This is a genomic window from Actinomadura sp. J1-007 (assembly GCF_009793335.1).
GTDB classification, from domain to species: Bacteria; Actinomycetota; Actinomycetes; order Streptosporangiales; family Streptosporangiaceae; genus Spirillospora; species Spirillospora yumaensis.
This window is the reverse complement of sequence record NZ_WING01000001.1, coordinates 3,718,408-3,740,633: the sequence shown is the minus strand read 5'-3', so window position 1 is coordinate 3,740,633 and position 22,226 is coordinate 3,718,408. Positions and strand designations below refer to the sequence as shown.

The 22,226-nt window shown below is 73.6% G+C and carries 20 protein-coding genes and 2 pseudogenes; 8 read left to right on the top strand and 14 right to left on the bottom strand.

Annotated features, from left to right (window positions below; all coding sequences use genetic code 11):
• Positions 1–79: 79 nt before the first annotated feature.
• Positions 80–3,664 carry a WD40 repeat domain-containing serine/threonine protein kinase gene (locus GEV43_RS16980; protein WP_160821543.1) on the top strand — a complete coding sequence of 1,195 codons (3,585 nt, stop codon included), beginning with the start codon at positions 80–82 and terminating at the stop codon, positions 3,662–3,664.
• Between the two features lie 64 nt (positions 3,665–3,728).
• On the opposite strand, the gene GEV43_RS16975 is transcribed toward GEV43_RS16980, so the two are convergent.
• From GEV43_RS16975 to GEV43_RS56135, 5 genes and pseudogenes are all read right to left on the bottom strand, one after another.
• On the bottom strand, positions 3,729–4,058 hold the full coding sequence (locus GEV43_RS16975) for a helix-turn-helix domain-containing protein (RefSeq protein WP_160821542.1): 330 nt from the start codon (positions 4,056–4,058) through the stop codon (positions 3,729–3,731).
• Positions 4,055–4,225, bottom strand: a pseudogene (locus GEV43_RS16970) (type II toxin-antitoxin system RelE/ParE family toxin); the annotation flags it as partial. The pseudogene GEV43_RS16970 and the gene GEV43_RS16975, both read right to left, overlap by 4 nt.
• 157 nt (positions 4,226–4,382) lie before the next feature.
• The gene (locus GEV43_RS16965; RefSeq protein ID WP_160821541.1) at positions 4,383–5,111 is read right to left on the bottom strand and encodes a transporter substrate-binding domain-containing protein; all 729 of its coding nucleotides are present in this window, start codon (positions 5,109–5,111) and stop codon (positions 4,383–4,385) included.
• A gap of 369 nt (positions 5,112–5,480) precedes the next feature.
• A complete protein-coding gene (locus GEV43_RS16960) occupies positions 5,481–6,584 on the bottom strand; it encodes an MFS transporter (RefSeq protein WP_375539095.1) in 1,104 nt (367 codons plus the stop codon).
• Between the two features lie 80 nt (positions 6,585–6,664).
• A pseudogene (locus GEV43_RS56135) lies at positions 6,665–6,871 on the bottom strand (MFS transporter); the annotation flags it as partial.
• Between the two features lie 121 nt (positions 6,872–6,992).
• On the opposite strand from GEV43_RS56135, the gene GEV43_RS16955 reads away from it, so the two are divergent.
• Positions 6,993–7,457 carry a MerR family transcriptional regulator gene (locus GEV43_RS16955; protein ID WP_160821540.1) on the top strand — a complete coding sequence of 155 codons (465 nt, stop codon included), beginning with the start codon at positions 6,993–6,995 and terminating at the stop codon, positions 7,455–7,457.
• Between the two features lie 24 nt (positions 7,458–7,481).
• Here GEV43_RS16955 and GEV43_RS16950 read toward each other — a convergent pair whose 3' ends face one another.
• Complete coding sequence (locus GEV43_RS16950) at positions 7,482–8,309, bottom strand: SAM-dependent methyltransferase (protein WP_160821539.1); 828 nt, start codon at positions 8,307–8,309, stop codon at positions 7,482–7,484.
• A 458-nt stretch (positions 8,310–8,767) separates the two neighbouring features.
• On the opposite strand from GEV43_RS16950, the gene GEV43_RS16945 reads away from it, so the two are divergent.
• Both GEV43_RS16945 and GEV43_RS16940 read left to right on the top strand, forming a co-directional pair.
• A complete protein-coding gene (locus tag GEV43_RS16945; protein WP_241682938.1) occupies positions 8,768–9,556 on the top strand; it encodes an SAM-dependent methyltransferase in 789 nt (262 codons plus the stop codon).
• Between the two features lie 29 nt (positions 9,557–9,585).
• A complete protein-coding gene (locus tag GEV43_RS16940) occupies positions 9,586–11,019 on the top strand; it encodes a hypothetical protein (protein ID WP_160821537.1) in 1,434 nt (477 codons plus the stop codon).
• Between the two features lie 3 nt (positions 11,020–11,022).
• Here the strand turns inward: GEV43_RS16940 and GEV43_RS16935 are convergent, their stop codons facing one another.
• Entirely contained in the window at positions 11,023–11,652 is a 630-nt protein-coding gene (locus tag GEV43_RS16935; protein ID WP_160821536.1) for a LysE family translocator, read from the bottom strand.
• Positions 11,653–11,762: 110 nt separating this feature from the next.
• On the opposite strand from GEV43_RS16935, the gene GEV43_RS16930 reads away from it, so the two are divergent.
• Positions 11,763–12,215, top strand: a complete 453-nt coding sequence (locus tag GEV43_RS16930; protein WP_160821535.1) for an Lrp/AsnC family transcriptional regulator — start codon at positions 11,763–11,765, stop codon at positions 12,213–12,215.
• 83 nt (positions 12,216–12,298) lie between these two features.
• The gene (locus GEV43_RS16925) at positions 12,299–13,243 is read left to right on the top strand and encodes a threonine/serine dehydratase (protein WP_160821534.1); all 945 of its coding nucleotides are present in this window, start codon (positions 12,299–12,301) and stop codon (positions 13,241–13,243) included.
• A gap of 3 nt (positions 13,244–13,246) precedes the next feature.
• Here GEV43_RS16925 and GEV43_RS16920 read toward each other — a convergent pair whose 3' ends face one another.
• The 6 genes from GEV43_RS16920 to GEV43_RS16895 form a co-directional block, all read right to left on the bottom strand.
• Entirely contained in the window at positions 13,247–13,885 is a 639-nt protein-coding gene (locus GEV43_RS16920) for a cysteine hydrolase family protein (protein WP_160821533.1), read from the bottom strand.
• Between the two features lie 24 nt (positions 13,886–13,909).
• Positions 13,910–15,058: an alpha/beta hydrolase gene (locus GEV43_RS16915; RefSeq protein WP_160821532.1), complete on the bottom strand. Its 1,149-nt coding sequence runs from the start codon at positions 15,056–15,058 to the stop codon at positions 13,910–13,912.
• A 182-nt stretch (positions 15,059–15,240) separates the two neighbouring features.
• Positions 15,241–15,474 (bottom strand): hypothetical protein, encoded by a 234-nt coding sequence (locus GEV43_RS16910; protein ID WP_160821531.1) that lies wholly within the window; start codon positions 15,472–15,474, stop codon positions 15,241–15,243.
• Positions 15,475–15,491: 17 nt separating this feature from the next.
• Positions 15,492–16,493: a bile acid:sodium symporter family protein gene (locus GEV43_RS16905; RefSeq protein WP_309239677.1), complete on the bottom strand. Its 1,002-nt coding sequence runs from the start codon at positions 16,491–16,493 to the stop codon at positions 15,492–15,494.
• A gap of 37 nt (positions 16,494–16,530) precedes the next feature.
• Positions 16,531–17,421 carry an oxaloacetate decarboxylase gene (locus tag GEV43_RS16900; protein ID WP_160821530.1) on the bottom strand — a complete coding sequence of 297 codons (891 nt, stop codon included), beginning with the start codon at positions 17,419–17,421 and terminating at the stop codon, positions 16,531–16,533.
• Between the two features lie 478 nt (positions 17,422–17,899).
• A complete protein-coding gene (locus GEV43_RS16895) occupies positions 17,900–19,060 on the bottom strand; it encodes a M20/M25/M40 family metallo-hydrolase (protein ID WP_160821529.1) in 1,161 nt (386 codons plus the stop codon).
• Between the two features lie 187 nt (positions 19,061–19,247).
• Between GEV43_RS16895 and GEV43_RS16890 the strand changes: the two genes are divergently transcribed.
• Positions 19,248–20,036, top strand: a complete 789-nt coding sequence (locus GEV43_RS16890; RefSeq protein ID WP_160821528.1) for a hypothetical protein — start codon at positions 19,248–19,250, stop codon at positions 20,034–20,036.
• A gap of 70 nt (positions 20,037–20,106) precedes the next feature.
• A complete protein-coding gene (gene menC / locus GEV43_RS16885) occupies positions 20,107–21,219 on the top strand; it encodes an o-succinylbenzoate synthase (RefSeq protein ID WP_160821527.1) in 1,113 nt (370 codons plus the stop codon).
• A 166-nt stretch (positions 21,220–21,385) separates the two neighbouring features.
• Here menC and GEV43_RS16880 read toward each other — a convergent pair whose 3' ends face one another.
• Positions 21,386–22,225 (bottom strand): serine hydrolase, encoded by an 840-nt coding sequence (locus tag GEV43_RS16880; protein ID WP_160821526.1) that lies wholly within the window; start codon positions 22,223–22,225, stop codon positions 21,386–21,388.
• Position 22,226 lies beyond the last annotated feature (1 nt).

Genomic DNA, 22,226 nt, shown 5'->3' with positions numbered 1-22,226 from the left:
GAGTCCACGGCCGCCCCGGCCGGGCCGCGTTCAGCGGTCCCGGCCGGGCCCCGGCCCATCTGTCCGAGGATGCGAGTACATGGCTGGACCCTTGGTCGAGAGAGATCCTCGACAGCTCGGCGGTTACTGGCTGGCGGCGCGACTGGGCGCCGGAGGCCAGGGGGTCGTCTACGAAGGCTACGACGCGCGCGGCGAACGGGTCGCGGTCAAGGCCCTGCACGCCGACGCGGTCGGCGAGAAGTTCCGCGAGGCGATGCGCAAGGAGGTCGCGACGCTCCAGCGCGTCGCGTCGTTCTGCACCGCGCGGATCATCGAGGCCGATCTGGACCACTTCCCCCCGTACATCGTCAGCGAGTACGTGCCGGGCCCGGACCTGCAAAGCTGGGTCGCCCGCAACGGCGCGTACGGCGCGGGCGAGCTCTACCGGCTCGCCATCGGCATCGCGACCGCGCTGTCGTCGATCCACCGCGCGGGCGTGGTGCACCGCGACCTGAAGCCGGCGAACGTGCTGCTCGGCCCGGACGGGCCGCGCGTCATCGACTTCGGCATCGCCAAGACCGACGAGATGTCGCGCAGCGCCACCGGGCAGATGAAGGGCACCCCGCGCTGGATGGCGCCCGAGCTGTTCCGGGGCGAACGGGCCACGCCCGCCGTGGACGTGTGGGCGTGGGGCGCGATCGTGCTGTTCGCGGCGGTCGGCTCCGCGCCGTTCGACGGCGACACCCTGCCGGTGCTGATGCACCAGATCACCACCCTCAAGCCGGACACCGCCGTGCTCGGCGAGCCGCTCCGCGGTTTCGTCGAGGCCGCGCTCAGCCAGGACCCCGCCGAACGGCCGTCCCCCGAGGAGATCCTCGTCGGCCTGATCGGCGGCGGGACGCCGAACCCGCTCGAAGCGGGCAAGCAGGCCGCCGCCGGGAGCGCCCGGCCCGCGATGACGCTCCCGCCGTCCCTCGCCGAACTCGCCGAGCAGGTCTACGGCGGGCTGGACCCGCACACGCAGCAGGCCGTTCCGCGGATCCTGCTGCGCATGGTCGTCGCGCTTCCCGACGCGGACGACGTCCTGCGCACCGTCCCGCTGGGCGATTTCGCCGACGGAGAGACGGACCACGAGACCGTAGGGCGCGTTCTGACCGCGTTCGCCGGGCCCGGTCTGCTCCGTTACGTCGATGGCCAGACCGTCGGGATCGGCACCCCCGCCCTGCTGCGCGCGTGGCCCCGACTGCGCGACTGGGTGGAGGCGGAGCGGCACGGCCTGAACGGCCACCACGCCCTGGCCGACGCCGCGCGCCGCTGGAACGCCAACGGGCGCAAGCCCGCCGACCTGCTCCAGGGGTCGGGCCTGGACGAGGCGCTCGGCTGGGCGTCCACCGGCCGCCGCCAGCTCACCCTCAACCTCGCCGAACGCGCCTTCCTGGAGGCGTCGGTCGAGCAGACCCGCCACCGGGCCCGGACCAGGACCATCGTGACCGCCGCGCTGGCCGCCCTGCTCCTGGTCGCCACGAGCGCCGGGATCGCGGCCGGGGTCCAGAGCTGGAACCTCAGCCGGGCCAACGCGACGGTCTCCGAGCAGCGCGACTCGGCCGTGGGCCGCCAGCTCGCCGCGCAGGCCGTCCAGATCCGGCGCACCGACCCGGCCCTCGCGCGCCGCCTCGCCGTCGCCGCCGCGTCCCTCGCCGAGGACAACCCCGACACCCACAACGCGCTGCTCACCCTCTCGTCGCAGTGGGAGCGCGACATCTGGGCGCCGCCCGGAACGGACGGCTCCTGGAACCAGGGGTACCCGTCGGCCGGAGGCCCGGTCATCTTCTGGAAGCGCGAGGAGAGGAAGGCCATCCTCGCCGACCCCGACACCCGCAAGGTGCTGCGCACGATCACCGTCCCGGGCGCGCCGCTCACGGACCTCGCCCTGACCGCCGACGGCAGGCGTCTCCTCACCAAGCAGCAGGACGGGACCCTGACGTTCTGGGACATGGCGAAGGGGACCGCCAGCCCGCTGCCGTACAAGGCCCCGGAGGGCAGCCTCTGGCTCAGCCCCACCGGCACGAAACTGATCAAAGCCAACGACGGCCTGATCACGGTGCTGGAGACCGCCACCGGCAGGGAGCTGTTCAAGGCCAAAGGGCAGGCGAGCGTGTGGGGCCCGGCGATGCCCCCGGACGAGCGTTCCATGGTCATGGCGCTGGAGAGCGGCAAGCGGCACATGCGGCTGGCCTGGTGGGACCTGACCACCGGCAAGGAGCTCAAGGGCCCGTACAACTCCCCGAACCAGTACCCGTTCTCCGACGCCAGGCAGCTCCGCGACACGACGTTCAGCCCGGACGGGCGCCTCCTCGCGACCCGCGCCAACGACTCGATCGTCGTCCTGGACGCGCGCACCCGGCAGATCCGGACCACGCTCTCGGTGCCGAAGGGCCTGGACGACGGCGGCCTGGACTTCAGCCGGGACGGCCGGTACATCGCCACCGACATGACGATGTGGAGCACCGAGCCCGGCACCAACGCGGGACCGTACCTGCGCTACACCCCCGACGCCATGTGCTCGGGCACCAGCTTCAACGCCGACGGGACGGCCCTGCGCTGCGTCGACCACCAGGACCGGATCCGTTCGATCGACGTGTCCGGCTTCACCCGCAGGCTCCGGTTCTCCGAGCTGAGCGTCCGCTCGGCGGCCAGCCTGGACGGGACGACCCTGGCCGTCCGGACGGCCCCCGACACCGTCCAGATCTGGGACCCCGCGACCCGTACCCGCCGGGCCGCTCTCGCCATCGGCCACCCCGTCGAGTCCGAGATGGCGCTGTCGCCGAACGGCCGGAAGCTCGCCGTCACCGGCAGTGACGGGTCGATCGAGATCTGGGACGTCCGGGCCCGCGCCAAGCGCACAGTGATCAACGCCGGCGCCCCGTCCCTGGGAGGCAGGCCGCTGCCCTCGTTCTCGCCCGACGGCAAGGCGGTGGCCGTCATGACGTCGTCCAAGCCGGCCGTGCTGAAGTTCTGGGACAGCGCCACCGGACGCCAGCTCGGCGAGGCCCGTCCCGCGAAACCGTCCGAGATCTCCGTCGCCTCGGAGACGCGGATCGTCTGGAGCAAGGACGGGCGCCGCGTCGTCTCGGCCCCCGAACTCGGTGTGGTCGCGTTCCCGTCCGGCAAGACGCTCGTCCAGCCGGGAGCGCTCGCGTCCGCGGTGGGCCGCTCCGTGCAGGCGCTCAGCGCCCAGGGCGACCTCGCGACCGTCGAGGGCGTCATCGACCAGCGCTCCCTCATCTTCTGGAACGCCGAGACGCTCAAGCAGAAGGGCTCCCCCATCCACCTCCCGAAGGGCCAGACCTCCATCACGGCGATCTCCCCGGACGGACGGCTCGCCGCCACCGCCGACTACCGCGGCAAGATCGACATCTGGGACGTGCGGACCCAGGCCCACCTCGGCCTCGCGCTCACCGGCCACACCACCGACACCGACACGGTGATCCAGGCCCTGGCGTTCAGCCCCGACGGCTCCCGCGTCTACAGCGTGGGCCAGGACGACGCGGCCCTCGTCACCCACATCGTCGCCCCCACCCCCCTCAAACGGGCCCTCTGCGCCAAGAGCGGCCAACTGACCCGCCAGGAGTGGAACCAGTACGTCCGCAAGGCCAACGGCATCCCCTACCGAAAGACCTGCTGACCCACCCCAGTCCGGGCCGAGCCCCCTCGGCCCGGACTCCCGTTCCCGAATCCCGCTCGGGCCGTCAGGCGACCTTGATGGAGTGGGGTCCGACGCTGACGGTGATGTCCACGTGCCCGCCGAGCGCGGTGGCGTACGCGCGGAGCGTCTCCAGTTCCATGGCTTCGATGTCGCCGTTCTCGATCTGCGAGACGCGTGACTGGGAGACACCGAGGATCTGAGCGACCTCGGCCTGCGTCTTGCCGATGGCCTTGCGGAGTTCCTTGAGGTGGTGGCCGGCGACGTAGGCGTCCAGTTCGGCGCGTGCCCGGGCCCGGCGTTCAGGATCGGCCAGTTCGGGGTTGCGGCGGTGCGCTTCGGCCTTGACATCCTGCCAGCGGCGTCCAGTGCTCACCGTCCAGCCTTCCTATCCTTGGCGGCCCGGTACTCGGCGTAGCGGGCTTCGGCCAGTGGGATCGCCTCGTCGTACCAGCGGGACCACTGCCCGGCCTTGTCCCCGGCCACCAGGAAGATCGCGGCACGGTCCGGGTCGAAGACGAACAGCATGCGGATCTGCGATCTTCACGCGGCGGTGGCGCGGCCGGAGCATCGGACTCCGGCCGCGAAAGCCATGCTGACCATGCTCACCAGGGAGGCGTCCTTGGCCGCCACCGGCGGCTGACGCGGGCGGGCTGCGGGATATCGCCTTCCCCACTGCCAAGGCGCGAGGGAGCGGGGGTCAGAGGCAGCCTTCGAATTGGGGGACTTCGATGATGGACATGTCCAGGCCGGAGCCCGCGAACCACTTGGCGACGAGCTTGGCGGCCGTGCCGTCCTGGTACATCGTGGTGATCGCCTTGTTGAGCGCCTCGCAGCCGTCCGGGTCGCCGCGGCGGATGCCGACGCCGGTGTTCTGCTCGCTGATGCGGGCGTTGACCAGGCGGAACCCCGTGCCCTCCCGGCGGATCAGCCCGGCGAGGATCACGTCGTTGGTGGTGATCGCGTCCACCGCCCTGGACTTGATCATCTTCATGCACTGGTCGTAGTCGGCGGCGGGCACGAGGGAGGCGGTCATCCCGGTGACCGCGGTGAGGCGCTGCGCGGTGTCGGCGCCCCGCACCGCGCAGAACTTGCGTCCCTTGAGGTCGCGGAGCTTGGTGACGCCGCGCTCGGCGGCCCGCACCATGACGTCCTGGTACGACGTGAAGTACGGCCCCGCGAACGCGATCTTCGTCTTGCGCTCCGGCGTGACCGACAGGGTGGCCAGCACCAGGTCGGCCTTCCCCTTCTCCAGCACCGGGATCCGGTCGGCGGCGCGCACCGGGACGAACCTGACCTTCTTCCCGAGCCGTTCGACGATGTACCGCGCCACGTCGATGTCGAAGCCCTCGAACCGGCCGTCCGCCGTGCGCAGGCCGAGCCTCGGCAGGTCGGGCCGCACGCCCACGACCAGCGTCCCCTTGTCCATCAGGGACTGCTCGCGTTCGGCTCCGCAGCCAGAGAGAACGCCCGCCAAGAGCAGTACCGCCACGAGCAATCGCATTCCGCACCCCAGCGTCACAGCCGCCACCGCGATCGCCCGTCGCCATCGCTTTGGAAGATCAATGCAGGCGCCGGGGCGTTCGTCAAGACCGGCCGCGCGGAATGCGGCCGCCGGTCGCGGCGGTGGGACCGTGGCCCTGGACGAGACCAGGGCCACGGTCGCGGATCAAGCGGCGCCGAAGGCCGTGCGCAGGATGCCGGCCGCCTGGTCGATGGCGGCCTCGGCCGTCCACAGCCTGTGGACGCTCTCGGACCCGCGCCCACGCGACTTGTTCAGCCGCGGTACGGGTCGAAGTCAGTCGTGCGGGGCCGCGGTGGGGCGGCGCGCTGACCTGGGGGGTCGTTCCACCTCCTCGAAGAGGGCCGCCGCCCGCGCGGCGGTGGACGAGGCCCAGCGGCCGGTGCTGAGCAGGCCGAGGGCCAGGACGCCGATGCCGAGGGCGAGCACCAGCCCCCAAACCCCGCGTTCCGCCCTGGTGAACGCCGCCCCGTCGCTCGCCGGGACCGATCCGACGATCGTTCCGGCGATCGCGACGCCCAAAGTGGTGCCGATCTGCCGCCCGGCGGAGGACAGCGAGGCGGCGACCCCGGCCATCGAACGGGGCATCCCGGAGACCGCCGTGTTGGTGATCGGCGGGTTGATGGTCGCCAGGAAGACGCCGAACAGCACGTAGACCGCGAGGACGCCCGGCAGCGGGGTGTCCGGGCCCAGCCAGAACGACGCGCCGCCGCCGAGGGCCAGCGCCGTCCCGGCGACCGCGAGCGGCAGGCGGGGCCCGCGCGCGCCGACCATCCGGCCGGTGAACGGGGACAGCACCACGACCAGCGCGCCGACCGGGAGCAGGCACAGCCCGGCCGTGAGCGCCGGCATGCCGCGTACGTCCTGGAGGTACTGGGTGGTGAGGAACAGGAACGCGTTGAACCCGCACAGGGCCCAGACCGCCGTCAGGATCGCCGAGCTGAACGGCACGCTGCGGAACAGGCGCAGTTCCAGCAGCGGGTCGGCGCGGCGCGGTTCGTACCGGAGGAGGCCGAGCGCGCCGACCGCCGCGACGGCGAGCAGGCCGAGGACGACCGGCGACGTCCAGCCCAGCGCGTCCGACTCGATGATCGCGCCGACGGCGCCGCCCAGCAGCAGGACCACCAGGACCTGGCCGACCGGGTCGAACCGGCGCGCCCTGGCGGCGCGGGACTCGGGCACGAACAGGGCGGCGCCCGCGATCGCGGCGGCCACGATCGGCACGTTGACCCAGAACACCGAACGCCAGCCGAAGCCGTCGACCAGCGCGCCGCCGAGGACCGGCCCGAGCGCCAGCGACAGGCCCGACACCGAGCCGAACACCCCGATCGCCCTGGCCCGTTCGGCGGGTTCGGGGAACGTGGCGGCGACGATCGCCATCGCCACCGGGTTGAGCATCGTCCCCCGACGGCCTGGAGCGCCCGCGCCGCGATCAGCCAGCCGATGCCCGGCGCGAGGCCGCACAGCAGCGACCCGAGCCCGAACGCGGCGAGGCCGGTCTGGAACACGCGCCGCCGGCCGACCCGGTCCGCGGTGGACCCGGCCGGCAGCAGGAACGCCGCCAGCACCAGCGTGTACGCGTCGACCGTCCATTGGAGGCCGGTCACCGGAGCGTGCAGGTCGCGGCGGATCTCGGGGAGCGCGACGTTGACGATGGAGATGTCCATCACCACGACGACCATGCTGGCGCAGCAGATCGCCAGCACCAGGAACCGGCGGCGTACCGCGGGTTCGCCCGGCCGCGGCGGTGTCGAAGCAGTCATGGCCACGGACGCTAGGATTTAGAGCATGCTCGAAGTCAAGACGACGGAATCCGCCCCGGGCATCCCCGCGGAAGGGCTGAGCATCGCCGAGGCCGCGCGCCGTACCGGAGTGAGCGCGCACACGTTGCGCTACTACGAACGCGTCGGCCTGGTCGTCACCACCGTCGGCCGCACGGCCGGCGGGCGGCGGCGCTACCACCGGCTCGACCTCGAATGGATCAAGGTCTGCACCAAGCTGCGCGCCACCGGCATGCCCATCAGGACGATCCGGCGCTACGCCGACCTCGTCTCCGCCGGACGCGGCAACGAGCAGGAGCGGCTCGACCTCCTGGAGTCCCACCGCGCCGAGGTCCGCGCGCGCCTCGCCGAAGTGCGGAGGAACCTGGAACTCATCGACCACAAGATCGACGTCTACCGGGGCCGCCTGGCCGCCGGCGACGCCGACCGCCTATGGGCCCCCACCCCCGACCCCGGCCCCGCCCCCGAGTGAACGAACACCGTGTGTGGGCGGGGGTCAGGGTTTGCGGGCGGCCGCGGCGTACATGTTGGTGGCGGTGTCGGGGAGCGGCTGGTCGCCGGGGGCGGGGTGCCAGCGGGGCATGGGGACGACGCCCGGGTCCAGGAGTTCCAGGCCGGTGAGGAGGCGTTCCACCTCGGCGCGGTCGCGGAGGTACATGGGGATGCCGCTGCGGGTGTACTCGTCGGCCAGGCGCCGCGCCTCGGGGGCGAGGTCGGCGGTGGGGATGGTGACGGCGAGGTAGCTGCCGGGGGCGAGCGGGGCGACGAGCGCCTCCACCAGGTGCTGGGCGTCCTCGACGAACTGGAGCATCGCGATCATGGTGAGCGCGACCGGCTGCGAGAGGTCGAGGGCCTCGTGCAGGCTCGGGTCGCCGAGCAGCGCGCCGGGCGTGCGCATGTCGGCCTGGATGTAGGCCGTACGGCCCTCGGGGGTGCCGGTCAGCAGCGCGCGGGCGTGGGCGAGGACGATCGGGTCGTTGTCGACGTAGACGATCCGGGCGTCGGGCGCCGTCTCCTGGACGACCTCGTGCAGGTTCGGCGAGGACGGGATGCCGGTGCCGACGTCGATGAACTGCCGCACTCCGAGCCCGGCGAAGTAGCGGGCCATCCGGTGCATGCAGGCCCGGTTGGCGAGCATCGAGGTGCGCAGTCCGGGCCAGTCCGCCAGCACCTTCGCCGCGGTCTCCCGATCGGCGGCGAAGTTGTCCTTGCCGCCCACGATGTAGTCGTAGACCCGCGCCGAGTGCGGCCGGTCGGTCTGGAGATCCGTCTGGGCGATCCTGTCCTGTCCGTCGGGGCGCTTCCCTTGCGGGGCATCCGACATATCCGCGGCCTGCCTTTCGCTAGCGGCTGCCGTGAGCTGCTGCCCGCGGCTCCTTCCCCTTGAGCCGAGCACTATAGCTCCGCGCGCGAGAACGGGCTGGATCATGCTCGATATCGGCGTCCGGAGGAGCGTGGCAGCGAGATCCGAATGTCACGGATAGTGATCGGGACGGGTGCTTGAGTTTCGAGGGCGAACGGAATTCGCGGCGAAAGTCCGGCGGTTGATTTCCGCGGTGAGAGCGTGGATGCCGGGGGCATCGCTACTGGAATTGGTGGAGCCCGGATGTCTCTGGCGAGCAGGCTGAGAGCCAAGGCGCGGGCGGGGCGGAGGGGGGACGGGGAGCGTGAAGTGGTGATTTCGCCCGTGAACGCGGCGGGGGCGGCTACCGTGTGATTTGTGCCATTGGACTAGTCATGGAGGCTTTGGTGCCGGACACAGGAGACCACGGTCCGCCTTCCATGGACCTCGACACGGACGTGCCCCACTCCGCCCGGGTCTACGACTACCTGCTGGGCGGCAAGGACAACTTCGCGGCCGACCGCGCGGCGGCGGAGGAGGTCGTCAAGATCGCGCCGTACATGCGGACGTCCACGCGGGCCAACCGCGACTTCATGGTCCGCACGGCCCGCTACCTGGCGGCCGAACGCGGCGTCAGGCAGTTCCTCGACATCGGCACCGGGCTGCCCACCTCGCCCAACCTGCACGAGGCCGTCCAGGACGTGGACCCCGCCTGCCGGGTCGTCTACGTCGACAACGACCCGATCGTCCTGACGCACGCCCGCGCGCTGCTGACCAGCACGCCCGAGGGCCGGTCGCGCTACGTCCACGCGGATCTGAGCGAGCCCGAGACCATCCTCGCCTCCGCCGAACTGCGCGAGACGCTCGATCTGGAACGTCCCGTCGCGCTCTGCCTGATCGCGGTCCTGCACTTCATCAGCGACGTGGACGTGGCCCGTTCGATCGTCCGCCGCCTGATGGAGCCGCTCGCGCCGGGCAGCTTCCTGGCCGTGTCGACGATCACGAGCGACAGCGCTCCCAAGCAGGTCGCCGCCGCCGTCTCGGAGTACAACTCGCGCGGCATCAACTCCAAGGCGCGCCCGAAATCAGAAGTCGTGAGCTTTTTCGACGGTTTTGAACTGGTCGAGCCCGGTGTGGTCCCCGTCCACCACTGGCGTCCCGATGACAAGGCGCGGTCGATCGACGACTCGCAGGTCTCCATGTACGGCGGCGTGGCGCGGAAAAAGTGACGATTGCGGCGTTTCACTAGGATGCTTCCGTGAACGAAGGTCAGGACGGCCGGAACGGGCAGCCCATCGCCGGCGCGGTGGCCGATGACATCACCACGACCCCCCTCCGACCGCCGATCGGTGAGGACGACCCGACGGCGGTAGCGACGACCGGCGCGGCGTCCGGCCCGGCCGGGGCTGTCGGCGCTTCCGAAGCGTCCGGCGCCGCCGCGGCGTCCGGCAACGTCGCGGCGTCCGGCACCGGCGCGGCGTCCGGCAACGTCGGGGCGTCCGGCACCGCTGCGGGCTCCGCTCCGCTCGGCGCGTCCGGACGCGGTGCCGCGTCCGGCGCGGGCGTTGACGAGGGTGGCGGGGCGGCGCCTGTGCGGGCGTTCGGGCAGGACGTGGACCGGCTCGCGGAACTGGTGGCGCGGCTCGCCGCGACGGCGGCCGCGCTGGGCGAACGGCTCGACGGCGAGGTCCGCGGGGTGCTCGACGGGGCCGAGGAGGCGCTGGCCGAGGCGCGTGCCGCCCGCCGCGCGACCGCCGAGGCCGACGACCGCGCGCGGCTGGCCGAGGAACGGGCCGAGGCGGCGCGGCTCGAGGTCGCCGAGGCGCGGGAGGATCTGCGCAAGGGCATGGCCGCGGCGAGCGCGACCGTGGCGGCCGCGCAGGACAGCGAGGCCAACGCGTGGAGGGAGGCCGGCGCGTCCCAGCAGGCCCGCGCGACCGCGGCCAACGAGGCCGCGCACGCCGAGGGGCTCCGCAAGCGCGCCGAGACGGCGTGGAGCGCGGAGCACCAGGCGCGGGCTGAGGCAGAGAAGGAACGCGACGAGCTGGCCGCGCGGCTCGCCGCCGAGCAGAGCGCCCTCGCCGCCGTACGGGCCGAGTGCGAGGACGCCCGCGCCGATCTCGCGGACGGGCTGAAGCGGCTGGAGGACGCCGCGGAGGCCGAGCGGCGCCTGCGCGCCGAGCTGGGCGCCGCCGAGGGCGAGGTCGCGCGGCTGACCGCCGAGCGCGACGCGGCCGTCGCGCGCGCCGCCGAGCAGGCCACCCGCGCCGACCGCGCCGAGCAGCTCGCCGACACCGCGACCGTCCGCGCCGACGACGCGTCGGAGCGGGCCGAACGGGCCGAACGGCGCGCGGAGGCCGCCGCGCTCCGCACCGACCGCGACGCCGCGAGCGCGCGCGCCTTGCAGGACACGCTGCGTTCGGCGCTGGACCTGCCCGCCGTCGAGGAGCTCGACGGCGGGCGCGGCGTCCCGTTCGGCGAGGAGGGCGCGGTGACCGCCCTGCCCGGCGGCCTGATCGGGATCGAGCAGGTCCCCGACGTGCTGGACGGGGAGCAGGCCGCGAGGTTCGCGCGGGCGCTGCTGGCGGTGCGCGTCCACCAGGTCACGCGGCGGCCCCGTCCGGAGGCGGACGAGCCCGCGGACGCCACCGAGCCCGTCGAGGCGGTCGGCGCCGACGACCCGGAGGAGTGAGCGTCAGCCCGCCAGGTCGGCGATGAGCAGCCAGGCGCCGATGCCGATCATCGCCGCGCCGGACAGCCGGCCGCCGAGGCGCGCGGCGGCGGGGCGGGCGTGCAGCACCGTGCGCGCGAGGGTGCCGAGGCACAGGTAGAACAGGGCGCAGGTGGCCATGAACGCCAGGCCGAGGACCCCGATCTGCACGCCGACGGGCCAGCCGCCGTCCGGGTCGGTGAACTGCGGCAGCAGCGCGAGGAAGATCAGGAGTCCCTTGGGGTTGAGGCCGCTGACGCCGACGCCGCGTGCGAAGGTGCTCCAGTCGGCGCGCCCGGGGTCGCCGGACGGCTCGGCGTCCGGGACGGCGGGCTCGGCGGGGCGGGCGAGGGTCGTCGCGCCGTGCCACATCAGGTAGAGGCCGCCGACCGCGGTGAGGCCGGTCAGGACGGCCGGGGAGCCGGCGACCAGGGCGCCGACGCCCGCCGCGACGACGAGGGTGACGACGGCGTAGCCGGTGACCAGTCCGCCGACCGCCGGGAGGACCGAACGGCCGCGGAGCCCGGCGCCGATGGTGAACGCCCAGTCGGCGCCCGGGACGACGATGAGCAGCAGCGCGACCGCCCAGAAAGCGAACACGGAACCGGCCGCCACGATGCGTCCCTCCCCTCATTAGGGTTGATATGAGGAGGTTAGTTCTCAATGGCCCGAAAGTGCTTTCAACTTTCACCACGCACAGGCGCTCGAATGGAAGGATCTTCGCCGTGGACGCGATCGACCGGAAGATCCTTGCGCTGCTCCAGGAGGAAGGCCGGCTGACGATCACCGAGCTGGCGGCGCGGGTGGGGCTCAGCGTCTCGCCGTGCCACCGGCGGCTGCGCGAGCTGGAGCGCGCCGGCACCATCCGCGGCTACCGGGCGGTGGTGGACGCGGCGGCGCTCGGGCTGACGTTCCAGGCGCTGGTGTTCGTCACCATGCGGCAGGAGGACCGCGAGACGCTGCTCGGGTTCGAGGAGGCGGTGGCGCGGGTGCCCGAGGTGGTGCAGGCGCAGCGGCTGTTCGGCGACCCCGACTACCTGCTGCGCGTCGTCACCGCCGACCTGACCGCCTACCAGGAGCTGGAGGACGACGTGCTGGCCGCGCTGCCCGGCGTCCAGCGGCTCAACTCGACGCTGGTCATGAAGCACGTCGTGAGCGACCGGCCCCTGCCCACCTGACGGCGGGCGCCGCGCGGAGGGGCACGCGTCCCGGCTACGTACGATTGCCGGGCCGGAAAGAGCTCGTTCGAACGGAGGCGGCCATGGTCACGCGCGAGGACGTCGGAGAGGCCGCCGCGCGCATCGCGGGCCGGGTGCGCGCGACGCCGGTGATCGAGGTCGAGCCGGGACGGACGTGGTTCAAGCTCGAACTGCTCCAGCACACCGGGTCGTTCAAGGCGCGCGGCGCGTTCAACCGGCTGCTGGCCGCGGCGGAGCGGGACGGGCTGCCGAGCGCGGGCGTGGTGGCGGCCTCGGGCGGAAACGCCGGGCTGGCCGTGGCGTACGCGGCGGCGCGCCTCGGCGTTCCGGCCCTCGTGTACGTCCCCGAGACCGCGCCCGAGGTGAAGGTGCGCGGCCTGCGGGCGTACGGGGCGGAGGTCGTCCAGGTGGGGACGGTCTACGGCGAGGCGTACGAGGCGGCGGTCAAGCGGGCGGCCGACTCCGGCGCGCTGTTCAGCCACCCCTACGACCAGCCGGAGGTCTGCGCGGGGGCGGGCACGCTCGGGGCCGAGCTGCTGGAGCAGGTGCCCGGTGTCGACACGGTCCTGGTGTCGTGCGGGGGCGGCGGGCTGATGGCGGGGGTCGCCGCCGCCGTGGAGGGTTCGGCGCGCGTGGTCGCGGTCGAGCCGGAACGGGCGCCGACCCTGCACGCGGCGCTGCGGGCGGGACGGCCCGTGGACGTGCCGGTGGCGGGCGTGGCGGCCGACTCGCTCGGCGCGACGCGGGCTGGCGGGATCGCGTTCGAGACCGCCTCGCGGACGGGCACGCCGTCCGTCCTGGTCGGGGACGGCGCGATCGTGGAGGCGCGGCGCGCCCTGTGGAAGGAGCACCGGCTCGCCGTCGAGCACGGCGCGGCCGCCGCCCTCGCCGCGCTGCGGAGCGGCGCCTACCGCCCCGCGGACGGCGAACGGGTCGCGGTGGTCGTCTGCGGCGCCAACACCGACCCCGGCGACCTCGCCGGGCACGTCGTGTCGGTCGGCGGCTGACCGTCAGCCGGTCGCGTAGAGGGACTTCAGCTGGCCGGTCGTCATGACGTGGGCGGTGGAGAACGCCAGGACCGACAGCATCGTGGCGTGGACGTCCTCGGCCGCGTAGGCGCCCTGGCCGACGTCCGGGTAGTCGAACGTGGTGGTGGCGTCGGAGAGGAACGCGACCTTGATGTTGCGGAACATCGCGTCGCGGGCCGTGGAGAAGCAGCAGTTCTCGGTGGTGGCGCCCGCGATGATCAGCGTCTCGGTGCCGAGGCCGCGCAGCAGGATGTCCAGGTCGGTGCCGTAGAACGCGCTGAAGCGGTGCTTCTTGACGACGACGTCCTCCGGGCGGACGTCCAGGGCGGGGTGCAGGTCCGCGCCGGAGCTGCCGTCGATGAGGCACTCGCGGTCGGCGATCTCGGGGTGGATCTCGCTGTAGAGGCCCATGTCCCAGCCGTTGCCGCGGTGGACGTGCGCGGTGAACAGCACCGGGATGCCGAGGCCGCGGCAGAACCCGATGAGGTCGTTGACCGTCGGGACGAGCTCGCGGGCGGCGGCGGCCTCCAGCGGCGCGCCCTCGGCGAGGAAGTCGCTCTGCATGTCGATGACGATCAGGGCGGAGGTCTCCGGGGTCGCCCGGTCGATGGTGTACGGCACGGTGGCTCCAGGATCTCGGGACGGTCAGAGGAGGTCGAGCGCCAGGTCGCGCAGCTCGCCGGTGAGCAGGCTCTCCACGGCCCCGAAGTGCGCGGCGTCCGGCACCTGCACCTCGGTGACCGAGGCGGCGCGGGCCCGCCAGCGCCCGGCGAGGACGGCGGACTGCCGGTGCCACTCGTCCGACTCGCGCTCGCCGACCGCGACCACCGCCCGCAGGCCCGGGTCCGGGTCGAGGTGGGCGGGGCTGAGGCCGTCCGCGTCGCGGTTCAGGCCGAGCGTCCGGGCGATCGGCATCAGCATGAGCGGGGTCAGGTCGTAGAGGCCGCTGACGAGCACGGCCGAGCCGACCGGGCCGCCGTCCGCGGCGGCGAGCGCGGCGAGGTGCCCTCCGGCGGAGTGGCCGATGACCTGCATGCCGTGGTCGCGGTAGCCGAGCCGGGCCGCGTTCTCGTGCAGCCAGCGGACGGCCCCGCGCACCTGCCCGGCGATCGCCGACAGCGGTACCGACGGGCACAGGTCGTAGTTGACGACGGCGACCGCCGCGCCGCCGTCGAGGAGCCCGGCGGTGAACTGGCAGTGGTCGGACTTGTCCATCATCTGCCAGTAGCCGCCGTGGACGAACACGGCGAGGGGCGCGCCCGGACGCTCGGACGGGAACAGGTCGAGGGTCTCGCGCGGCCCCGGCCCGTACCGCAGGTCCGCGTGGTGCTCGCGGGAGCGCAGGAACTCCTCGCCGCGGCGCCGCCATCCGGCCAGGGTGTCCTGGACGCCGTCCTCCCACAGGATCGGGCCGTACTGCCACTGGAGCTCGGAGGCCGAGTAGCCGTTGTAGACCGCGCCGCGGGGCTCGTCGCGCGGCGGCAGCTCGCCGGTCACGGTGAGGCCGGGCCTGTCGGAGGCGTGCACGCGCAGGACGGGAACGTTCCCGGCGAAGTGCTCGCGCCAGAGCCGTTCGACCTGGAGGCCGTCGAACGCGGCGGGGTCGGGGACGCGCAGGTCGAGGGCGAGCAGCTCGGCTTCGAGCGCGCCCTCGGCGGCGAGCCGTTCCTGGAGCGCGCGGAACAGGCCGATGAGCGGCTCGGACGTGCCGGTGAACGGGCCGTCGTGGTCGACGCCGGCGACGACCGTGCCCCGTCCCGACACGCGGATCCGCGGGAAGCACTCGGCGGGCATCGGTGGTCCTCTCGACGGCGTTGTCGGGCCCGGCGCGGCGTACGGCGCCGTCCTCCATGCTCCGACCGGGCGGTCATACCGCACCAATGCCAAAGCTGACCGCGGGTATGGCCGGGCGGATATGAGAGGCCCGCGGGCGTTCCCGCGGGGCCTCCCGCCGGTCCGAGCGGACGGCGGTCGGGTCAGGTGCCGGCGTGCGGCGAGTGCTGGTTGCTGACGATGTCGCTGCCCGCGCTGCCCGAACCGTCGTTGGTGTTGAGCGTGCGGTCGATCTCCACGATCGCGTCGTTCTCGCTGTGGTCGATGACGATGAGGTTGATCTGGCGGGCCGGCGGGTCCGCGAGCGCGGGCCCGGCGCAGGCCGCCGGGACGGCGACGGCCGCGGCGAGGGCCGTCAGGACGGTGCGCAGGCGCATGGTCTCTCCTCGGTGGGTCAGGCGGTGGCGACCGCGGGTTCGGTGGCCGGGTCCGCGCGGCCGGCGAAGCGCTGCGCCAGCCAGGAGCAGACCAGGAGCTGGAGCTGGTGGTAGAGCATGAGCGGCAGCACCATCAGGCCGACCGTGCTGTCGGCGAACAGGACCGACGCCATCGGCAGGCCGCTCGCCAGGCTCTTCTGCGACCCGCAGAACAGGATCGCGACGCGGTCCGGCCCGGAGAACCCGCGCGACAGCAGGTGCGCGGCCCCGAGCGCGACCGCGAGCAGGACCGCGATCACCGCCAGCAGCGGCGCGAACCGCTCCGGTTCGAGCCGGCGCCAGACGCCGGTGACGATGCCCTGGCTGAACGCGGTGTAGATGACCATCAGGATCACGCCGCGGTCGAAGAGCGAGAGCTGCTTGGAACGGGCCCGCACGGGCCGGCCGATCCAGCGCTGCGCGAGCTGGCCGAGCACGAACGGCAGCAGCAGCCGCAGCATGATGTCGCCGACCGACCGCGCCGAGACGCCCCCGCCCTCGGCGCTGACCAGCGCGGCCGCGAGCACCGGGGTGAGCACGACCCCGAGCATGCTCGACAGCGACGCCGAGCAGATCGCCGCCGCCTCGTTGCCGCGCGCGATGGCGGTGAGCGTGATCGACGACTGCACGGTGGAGGGCAGGACGCACAGGAACGCCACCCCACCGTACAGCCGCGGGTCCAGCACGGACGGGACGAGGAGCATGCCGGCCAGCGCCAGCACCGGGAAGACCCCGAAGGTGAGCAGGACGATCACCAGGTGCAGGCGCCAGTGCCGCAGGCTCTCCAGGGCCTGCCGCGTCGGGACTTTGACGCCGTACAGGAAGAACACCAGGGTGATCGCCACCGCCACCGCCTGGTCCAGCACCGCCGCGGTCCCGCCGCGGCACGGGATCAGGGCGGCGATTCCCACGGTCAGCAGGATCGCGGCGATATAGGGGTCGAGGCGCAGGCGGGCCAACGCCGCTGAGACGAGTCGCACTGGTCCGTTCCTTGTCGAGGCCGTGCCGGAGACCGCGTTACACCCGGGAACCGGAGGACGGCTCCGGCGCGGGCGCGGGGACGACGCCCCGCGGGTGGTGCCGGCTGATGTTCTTCTCCAGCAGCGCCAGCGACTCCTTGACCCCGACGGCGCCCTCGGTCATCGCGGGGAGCCGCCCGTCCTCCCGCTTGAGTTCGAGCATCGCGCTCTCCATGGCCTCCTGGGCCGCGAACAGGCACGGCGTGCTGTAGATGGCGACGTCCACGCCGAGCTCGGTGAGCTCGGGCAGCGAGATGCGCGGCGACTTGCCGCCGGCGATCTGGTTGAACAGCAGCGGCTTGTCGCCGATGACCTCGCGGACGCGGCCGATCCACTCGACGCTGCGCACGCCGTCGACGAGGACGACGTCCGCGTCGGTGCGGGCGAGCGCCTCGGCGCGGCGCAGGATCTCCTCCTCCTCGCCGGCGTCGGTGCGGGCCACGACCACCAGGTCGCGCCTCGTCCGCAGGACCAGGTCGAGTTTCTCCAGGTACTCCTCCAGCGGCAGGATCCGCTTGCCGTCCACGTGCCCGCACCTGCGCGGGCGCTGCTGGTCCTCCAGGATCACGCCGGAGGCGCCGATGGCCTCCAGGTGCTCGACGACGTGGCAGGCGACCTCGGGGTCGACGTAGCCGTCGTCGATGTCGACGAGCAGGTGGTGGCGCGGGAACGCGAGCCGGAGCCGCTGGACGAACGCGACCATGTCCGGCCAGGCGATGAACCCGATGTCGGGCAGGCCGTAGTGGGACGCCGCGAATCCGAATCCGGACACGAACAGTCCGTTGTAGTGCTTGGCGGCCACGGAGGCGGAGAACATGTCGAACACCCCGATCAGCGGGGTGACCCCCTCGGACAGGATCTCGCGTCGTAGTGCGGCTGCGTTGTGCACCTTGTACTCCCGTAGTGGTTGTCGAGCCAGAGCGGGCGTCGATGTACGACAACTCGGCCATGACTCCCCTGAGGCATGGCTCACGACGTGTCGTCATCGCTTCGGTGCTTAGTTACTCACGAGCCGCACTAAGCGAAAATAATCGGCAACCCAAAGCGAGTTAAAAACCGTTGATCGCGGACGGCTTTATGCGCCCCCGGATTGCGGCCGACCGAAATGGGGGAGGTGTCGACCGTCCGGTCGCCGCGGACCGGGTTCTGACCTGCGGCGAGGCGAGACGAATGAGCGAACTGAATTGTTCCCGAAGATCAAGGCGGAAGAGTAAAGAATGAAGGCGGCGAACATTTCCGATCCACCGTCGGTGCGCCGGTGCGCCGCGCCCGCCCGGATCGTTCCGCCGCGAAAGAATGGGCGGTTGGGCCCCGCCGCGGGCGGCGCGGAACGGGGCCGAACGGACGGACCGGGGCGGGCCCGACAATCACGCGGGGGTGTACGGGTTCGCCAGGAGCGCCGCCAGGAGGGCGGCGCGGGCGGGCAGGGCCTCCAGGACGATCCGTTCGTCCGGGGCGTGCGCGCCGCGGCCGCGCGGGCCGAGCCCGTCGAGGGTGGGCAGGCCGAGGGAGCCGGGCAGGTTCGCGTCGCCCGCGCCCGCCGCCGGGCGGCCCTCGACCGTCTGGCCGAGCGCGGCGCCGAGCGCGGCGAGGTGGGCGAGCAGCGGGTTGGCGGGGTCGTCCGGCCAGGTGGGGCGGGACGTCAGGATCTCCGCCTCGACGGACGCGCCCGCGCGGAACGGGCGGGCGTCGCGGAGCACGCCGAGCATCCGGCGCTCGGCGTCCGGGTCGGTGAAGCGCAGGCCCAGCTCGGCCCACGCCTCGCCCGCGATGACGTTGGCGCGGCTGCCGCCCTGGACGCGGCCGATGTTGAACATCGTCGTGCCGTCGTCCGGGACGGCGGCGCGGACGGCGGCGAGCTGGTCGAGCAGCTCGTCGATCGCGGAGACGCCGCGGTCGGGGTCGAGCGCGGCGTGCGCCTCCCTGCCGCGCACCCGCAGGGCGACGCGGGTGCTGCCGCGCCGCGCGGACTTGAGCGCGCCGTCCGGGTGCGGCGACTCCAGCCCGACCACGGCGAGCGCGCCGTCCAGCTCGGCCTCCACCACCGCGCGGCCGGTGGGGCTGCCGACCTCCTCGTCCGCGACGACGACCGCGCGGACCGGGGCGGGCAGCGCGATCCCCGCGGACGCGAGCGCGCGCAGCGCCATCTCCAGGGCGACCAGGCCGCTCTTCATGTCGAGCACGCCGGGGCCGGTGACGGTCGTCCCGTCGTCGGTGTACGGCATGCCGGCGAGGCGGCCGACCGGCCAGACCGTGTCGTAGTGGCCGACGACCAGCAGGTGGCCGGGGCCGTCCGGCCCCCACGAGGCGACCAGGTGGTCGCCCGCCGGGGACGGGACGCGCCGCACCCGGCCGCCGGCGGCCGTCTGGCCCGCCTCGACCAGCGCGGCGCAGCGCGCCAGGGCGTCGGCGTCGCCGCTCGGGGACTCGGCCAGCGCGTACTCGCGGAGCCTGGCGCGGCCGTAGCCGAGCTGCGCGGCGGCGGCCTCGGCGATGCGGGCGGCGGTCTCGGGGGCGATCGGGGTCATGTCTCTCCTGTACGCGCGGACGGGGGCCCAGGTCAGGCCGGTGCGGCGGCGGTCATGACAGACATACGGATCGTATGTGCGAGCCGTACCGCCGCCTTTCTTGACGCTGACATGCCGTGATGCTACAACCAGGACATAGATCCAGAACATATCTAGGTCAGGACTTGTGCTGACAGTTAGCGATGCGATGCGGCCAGAACCCCCGGTCGTCCACGTGCGGCCCCTGTCCGATCCCGCGGAGATGCGCGCCGCGGTCGGCCTGTATCGCGAGGTCTTCCGGCTCGGCGCCACCGATCCCGCGGTGAGCCCCCGCCTGCTGGTCTCGCTCGCGCACAACGGAGGGTCGGTCGTCGGCGCGTTCGTCGGCGGCGACCTGGTCGGCTTCGCGTACGGGTTCCGCGGCGTGGACCCGTCCGGCGCCGTCTACCACTACTCGCAGATGGCCGCCGTACGCGACGACCAGCAGGGCCGCGGCGTCGGCCGCGCGCTCAAGCTCGGGCAGCGGGCGCACGTGCTGACGACGGGCGTGACGGCGATGCGGTGGGCGTTCGACCCCGTCCGCACCCGCAACGCGCACTTCAACCTCGACGTCCTCGGCGCGGTCGCCCGCTGGTTCGAGCCGAACCTGATGGGGGTGGAGGACATCGGCCGCGACCGCGGGATGCGCACCGACCGCCTCATCGTCGAGTGGGACCTCACCGCCGAGCCCCCGGCCGGGCCGTCCGCGCGCCGTCCCGCCGCGCCCGCCCCGCCGCGCGCCCCCTGGGGCGAACGGCTCCCGGACGGCGACGACGTGCTGCTCGGCCTGCCGAGCGACTGGGACGCGCTCGTGGACGCCGACCGCCCCGCCGCGGTGGCCCTGCGCGAACGCGTCGCCGAGGCCATGGCCGCGCTCGTCGCCGAGGGCCGCGCGGCCGTCTCCTGCCGGGTCGTCGACCGCGACACCGCTGTCTACCGCTTCACCCGAACGCCGTGACCCCGCCCGCCGCGGGGCGCGTCCCGCCCGCCGGCCCCCGGGCCGCCCACTCCCGCCAGGAGAACCACTGATGCCCTCCGTGGCCGCCGTAGAGGCGTTCCGGCTGAGCCTGCCGCTCGTCCGGTCGTTCCAGACCAGCTCGCACCGCAAGTCGCACCTGGAGCACATCGTGGTCCGGGTGACCGGGGAGGACGGGACGGCCGGCTGGGGCGAGATCGCCTCGCCCAGCGACCCGTACTACTGCCCCGAGACCGTCGACACCTGCTGGATGGTCCTCCAGCGGTACCTCGCGCCCGCGCTGGTCGGCGCCCGGTGGGAGCACCCGGCCGAGGCGGGCCGCGCGTGGGCGCGGATCCGCGGCCACCACTTCGCCAAGGCGGGCCTCGACATCGCCTGCTGGGACCTGTGGACCCGGGCGAACGGCACGCGCCTCGCGGACGCCCTCGGCGGCACCCGACCGCGCATCGCCGCGGGCGTCAGCCTCGGCATCGAGGCGACGGTGGACGAGCTGCTCGCCCAGGTGGAGCGGTACCTGGCGGACGGCTACCGGCGGATCAAGCTGAAGATCGCGCCCGGCTGGGACGTCGAGCCCGTGCGCGCCGTCCGCGCCGCGCACCCGGACCTCGCCTTGCAGGTGGACGCGAACGGCGTGTACCCCGAGACGCCCGAGGCCCTCGCCACGATGCGGGAGCTGGACGGGGCGGGGCTGCTGCTGATCGAGCAGCCGTTCGCGCCGGGCGCGCTCGCCGCGCACGCCCGCCTCGCCGAGCGGATCGCGACCCCCGTCTGCCTGGACGAGTCGGTGGACGACCTCGACCAGCTCGACTCGGCGATCGCGCTGCGCGCCGGGAGCGTCCTCAACGTCAAGGTCTCGCGGATGGGCGGCCTCACCGCCGCGCGCCTCGCCCACGAGCGCGCGGTCGCGGCGGGCTGGCGGGTGTGGTGCGGCGGCATGCACGAGTTCGGCGTCGGCCGGGCGGCGAACGTGGCCATCGCGTCGCTGCCGGGGTTCGAGCTGCCGGGCGACGTGTCCGGCTCCGACAAGTACTACGCGCACGACATCGTCGCCCCCGCGATCCGCGCGGTGGACGGCATGGTCGAGGTGCCGTCCGGTCCCGGCCTCGGTTACGAGGTGGACGAGGCCCTCGTCCGCGAGCAGGCGAGCGCGGCCTTCCACACGTGACCCCGCGCGGGTCCGCGCCCGCCGCGAGAACGCCGAGGCCCCCGTGCCCGATCCGAGTCGATCGGGCGCGGGGGCTTCGCCGTGGGCGGGCGCTTCGCCGTGAGACGGGGCTGCTCCCCGCCGGAAGGGCGCTTCGCCGGATGGGGCTTCGCGGTGGGCGTGCGGGTCAGGCTGGGATGAGGCCGGTGGCGGCGTAGACGGCGCGGCCCGTTTCGGCGATGAGGTCGGCCGCGCGGTCGCGGACGGGCTCGGGCTCCCGGCCGCCGCGGCCGCCGGGCGCGGGCGGCGGGTCGGTGACGCCCTCGGTCAGGACGACCACGACGATCGGGGCGCGGCCCTCGGGCAGGACGACGCCCGCGTCGTGCCGTACGCCCGGCAGCTCGCCCGTCTTGTGGGCGAGGCGCGCGCCGTCCGGCAGATGGCGCGGGAGCCGGTCGTTGACCTGCTGCCGGGCGAGGACGTCCAGGGCGAACGTGCTGGACCGCTCCCCCAGCAGGTCGCCGCGCACCAGCCCGGTGAACAGCGCGGCCATGTCGCCGGCGGTGGTGAGGTTCTCGTCGCCGCGTGCGCGCGCGTCGGCGTCGAGCATCCGGCGGGCGAGCACGGTGCCGCGCAGGCCGTGCCGCGCGCACCACGCGTTCACGGCCGCGAAGCCCACCAGGTCGATGAGCAGGTTCGTGGCCGTGTTGTCGCTCAGCACGATCATCAGCGTGGCCAGGTCGCGGAGGCTGAGGTCGGGGACGTCCGCGAGGTCCTTGAGGACGCCGCTGCCGCCGACCCGCGCCCGCGGGCCGACCGGCAGCCGGTCGTCCAGCGACCAGTCGCCGGCCTCGGCGCCCGCGAGCAGCGCCGCCAGCAGCGGCACCTTGATCACCGAAGCGGACGTGAACGACCGCCCGGCAGCGGCCTCGGCCCGTTCGCCGGTGCCGAGGTCGTGGACGGCCGCGCCGAGCGTGCCGCCCCACCGCTCCGCCCACCGGGCCGGGCCTTCGAGTGCGTCGCGCATC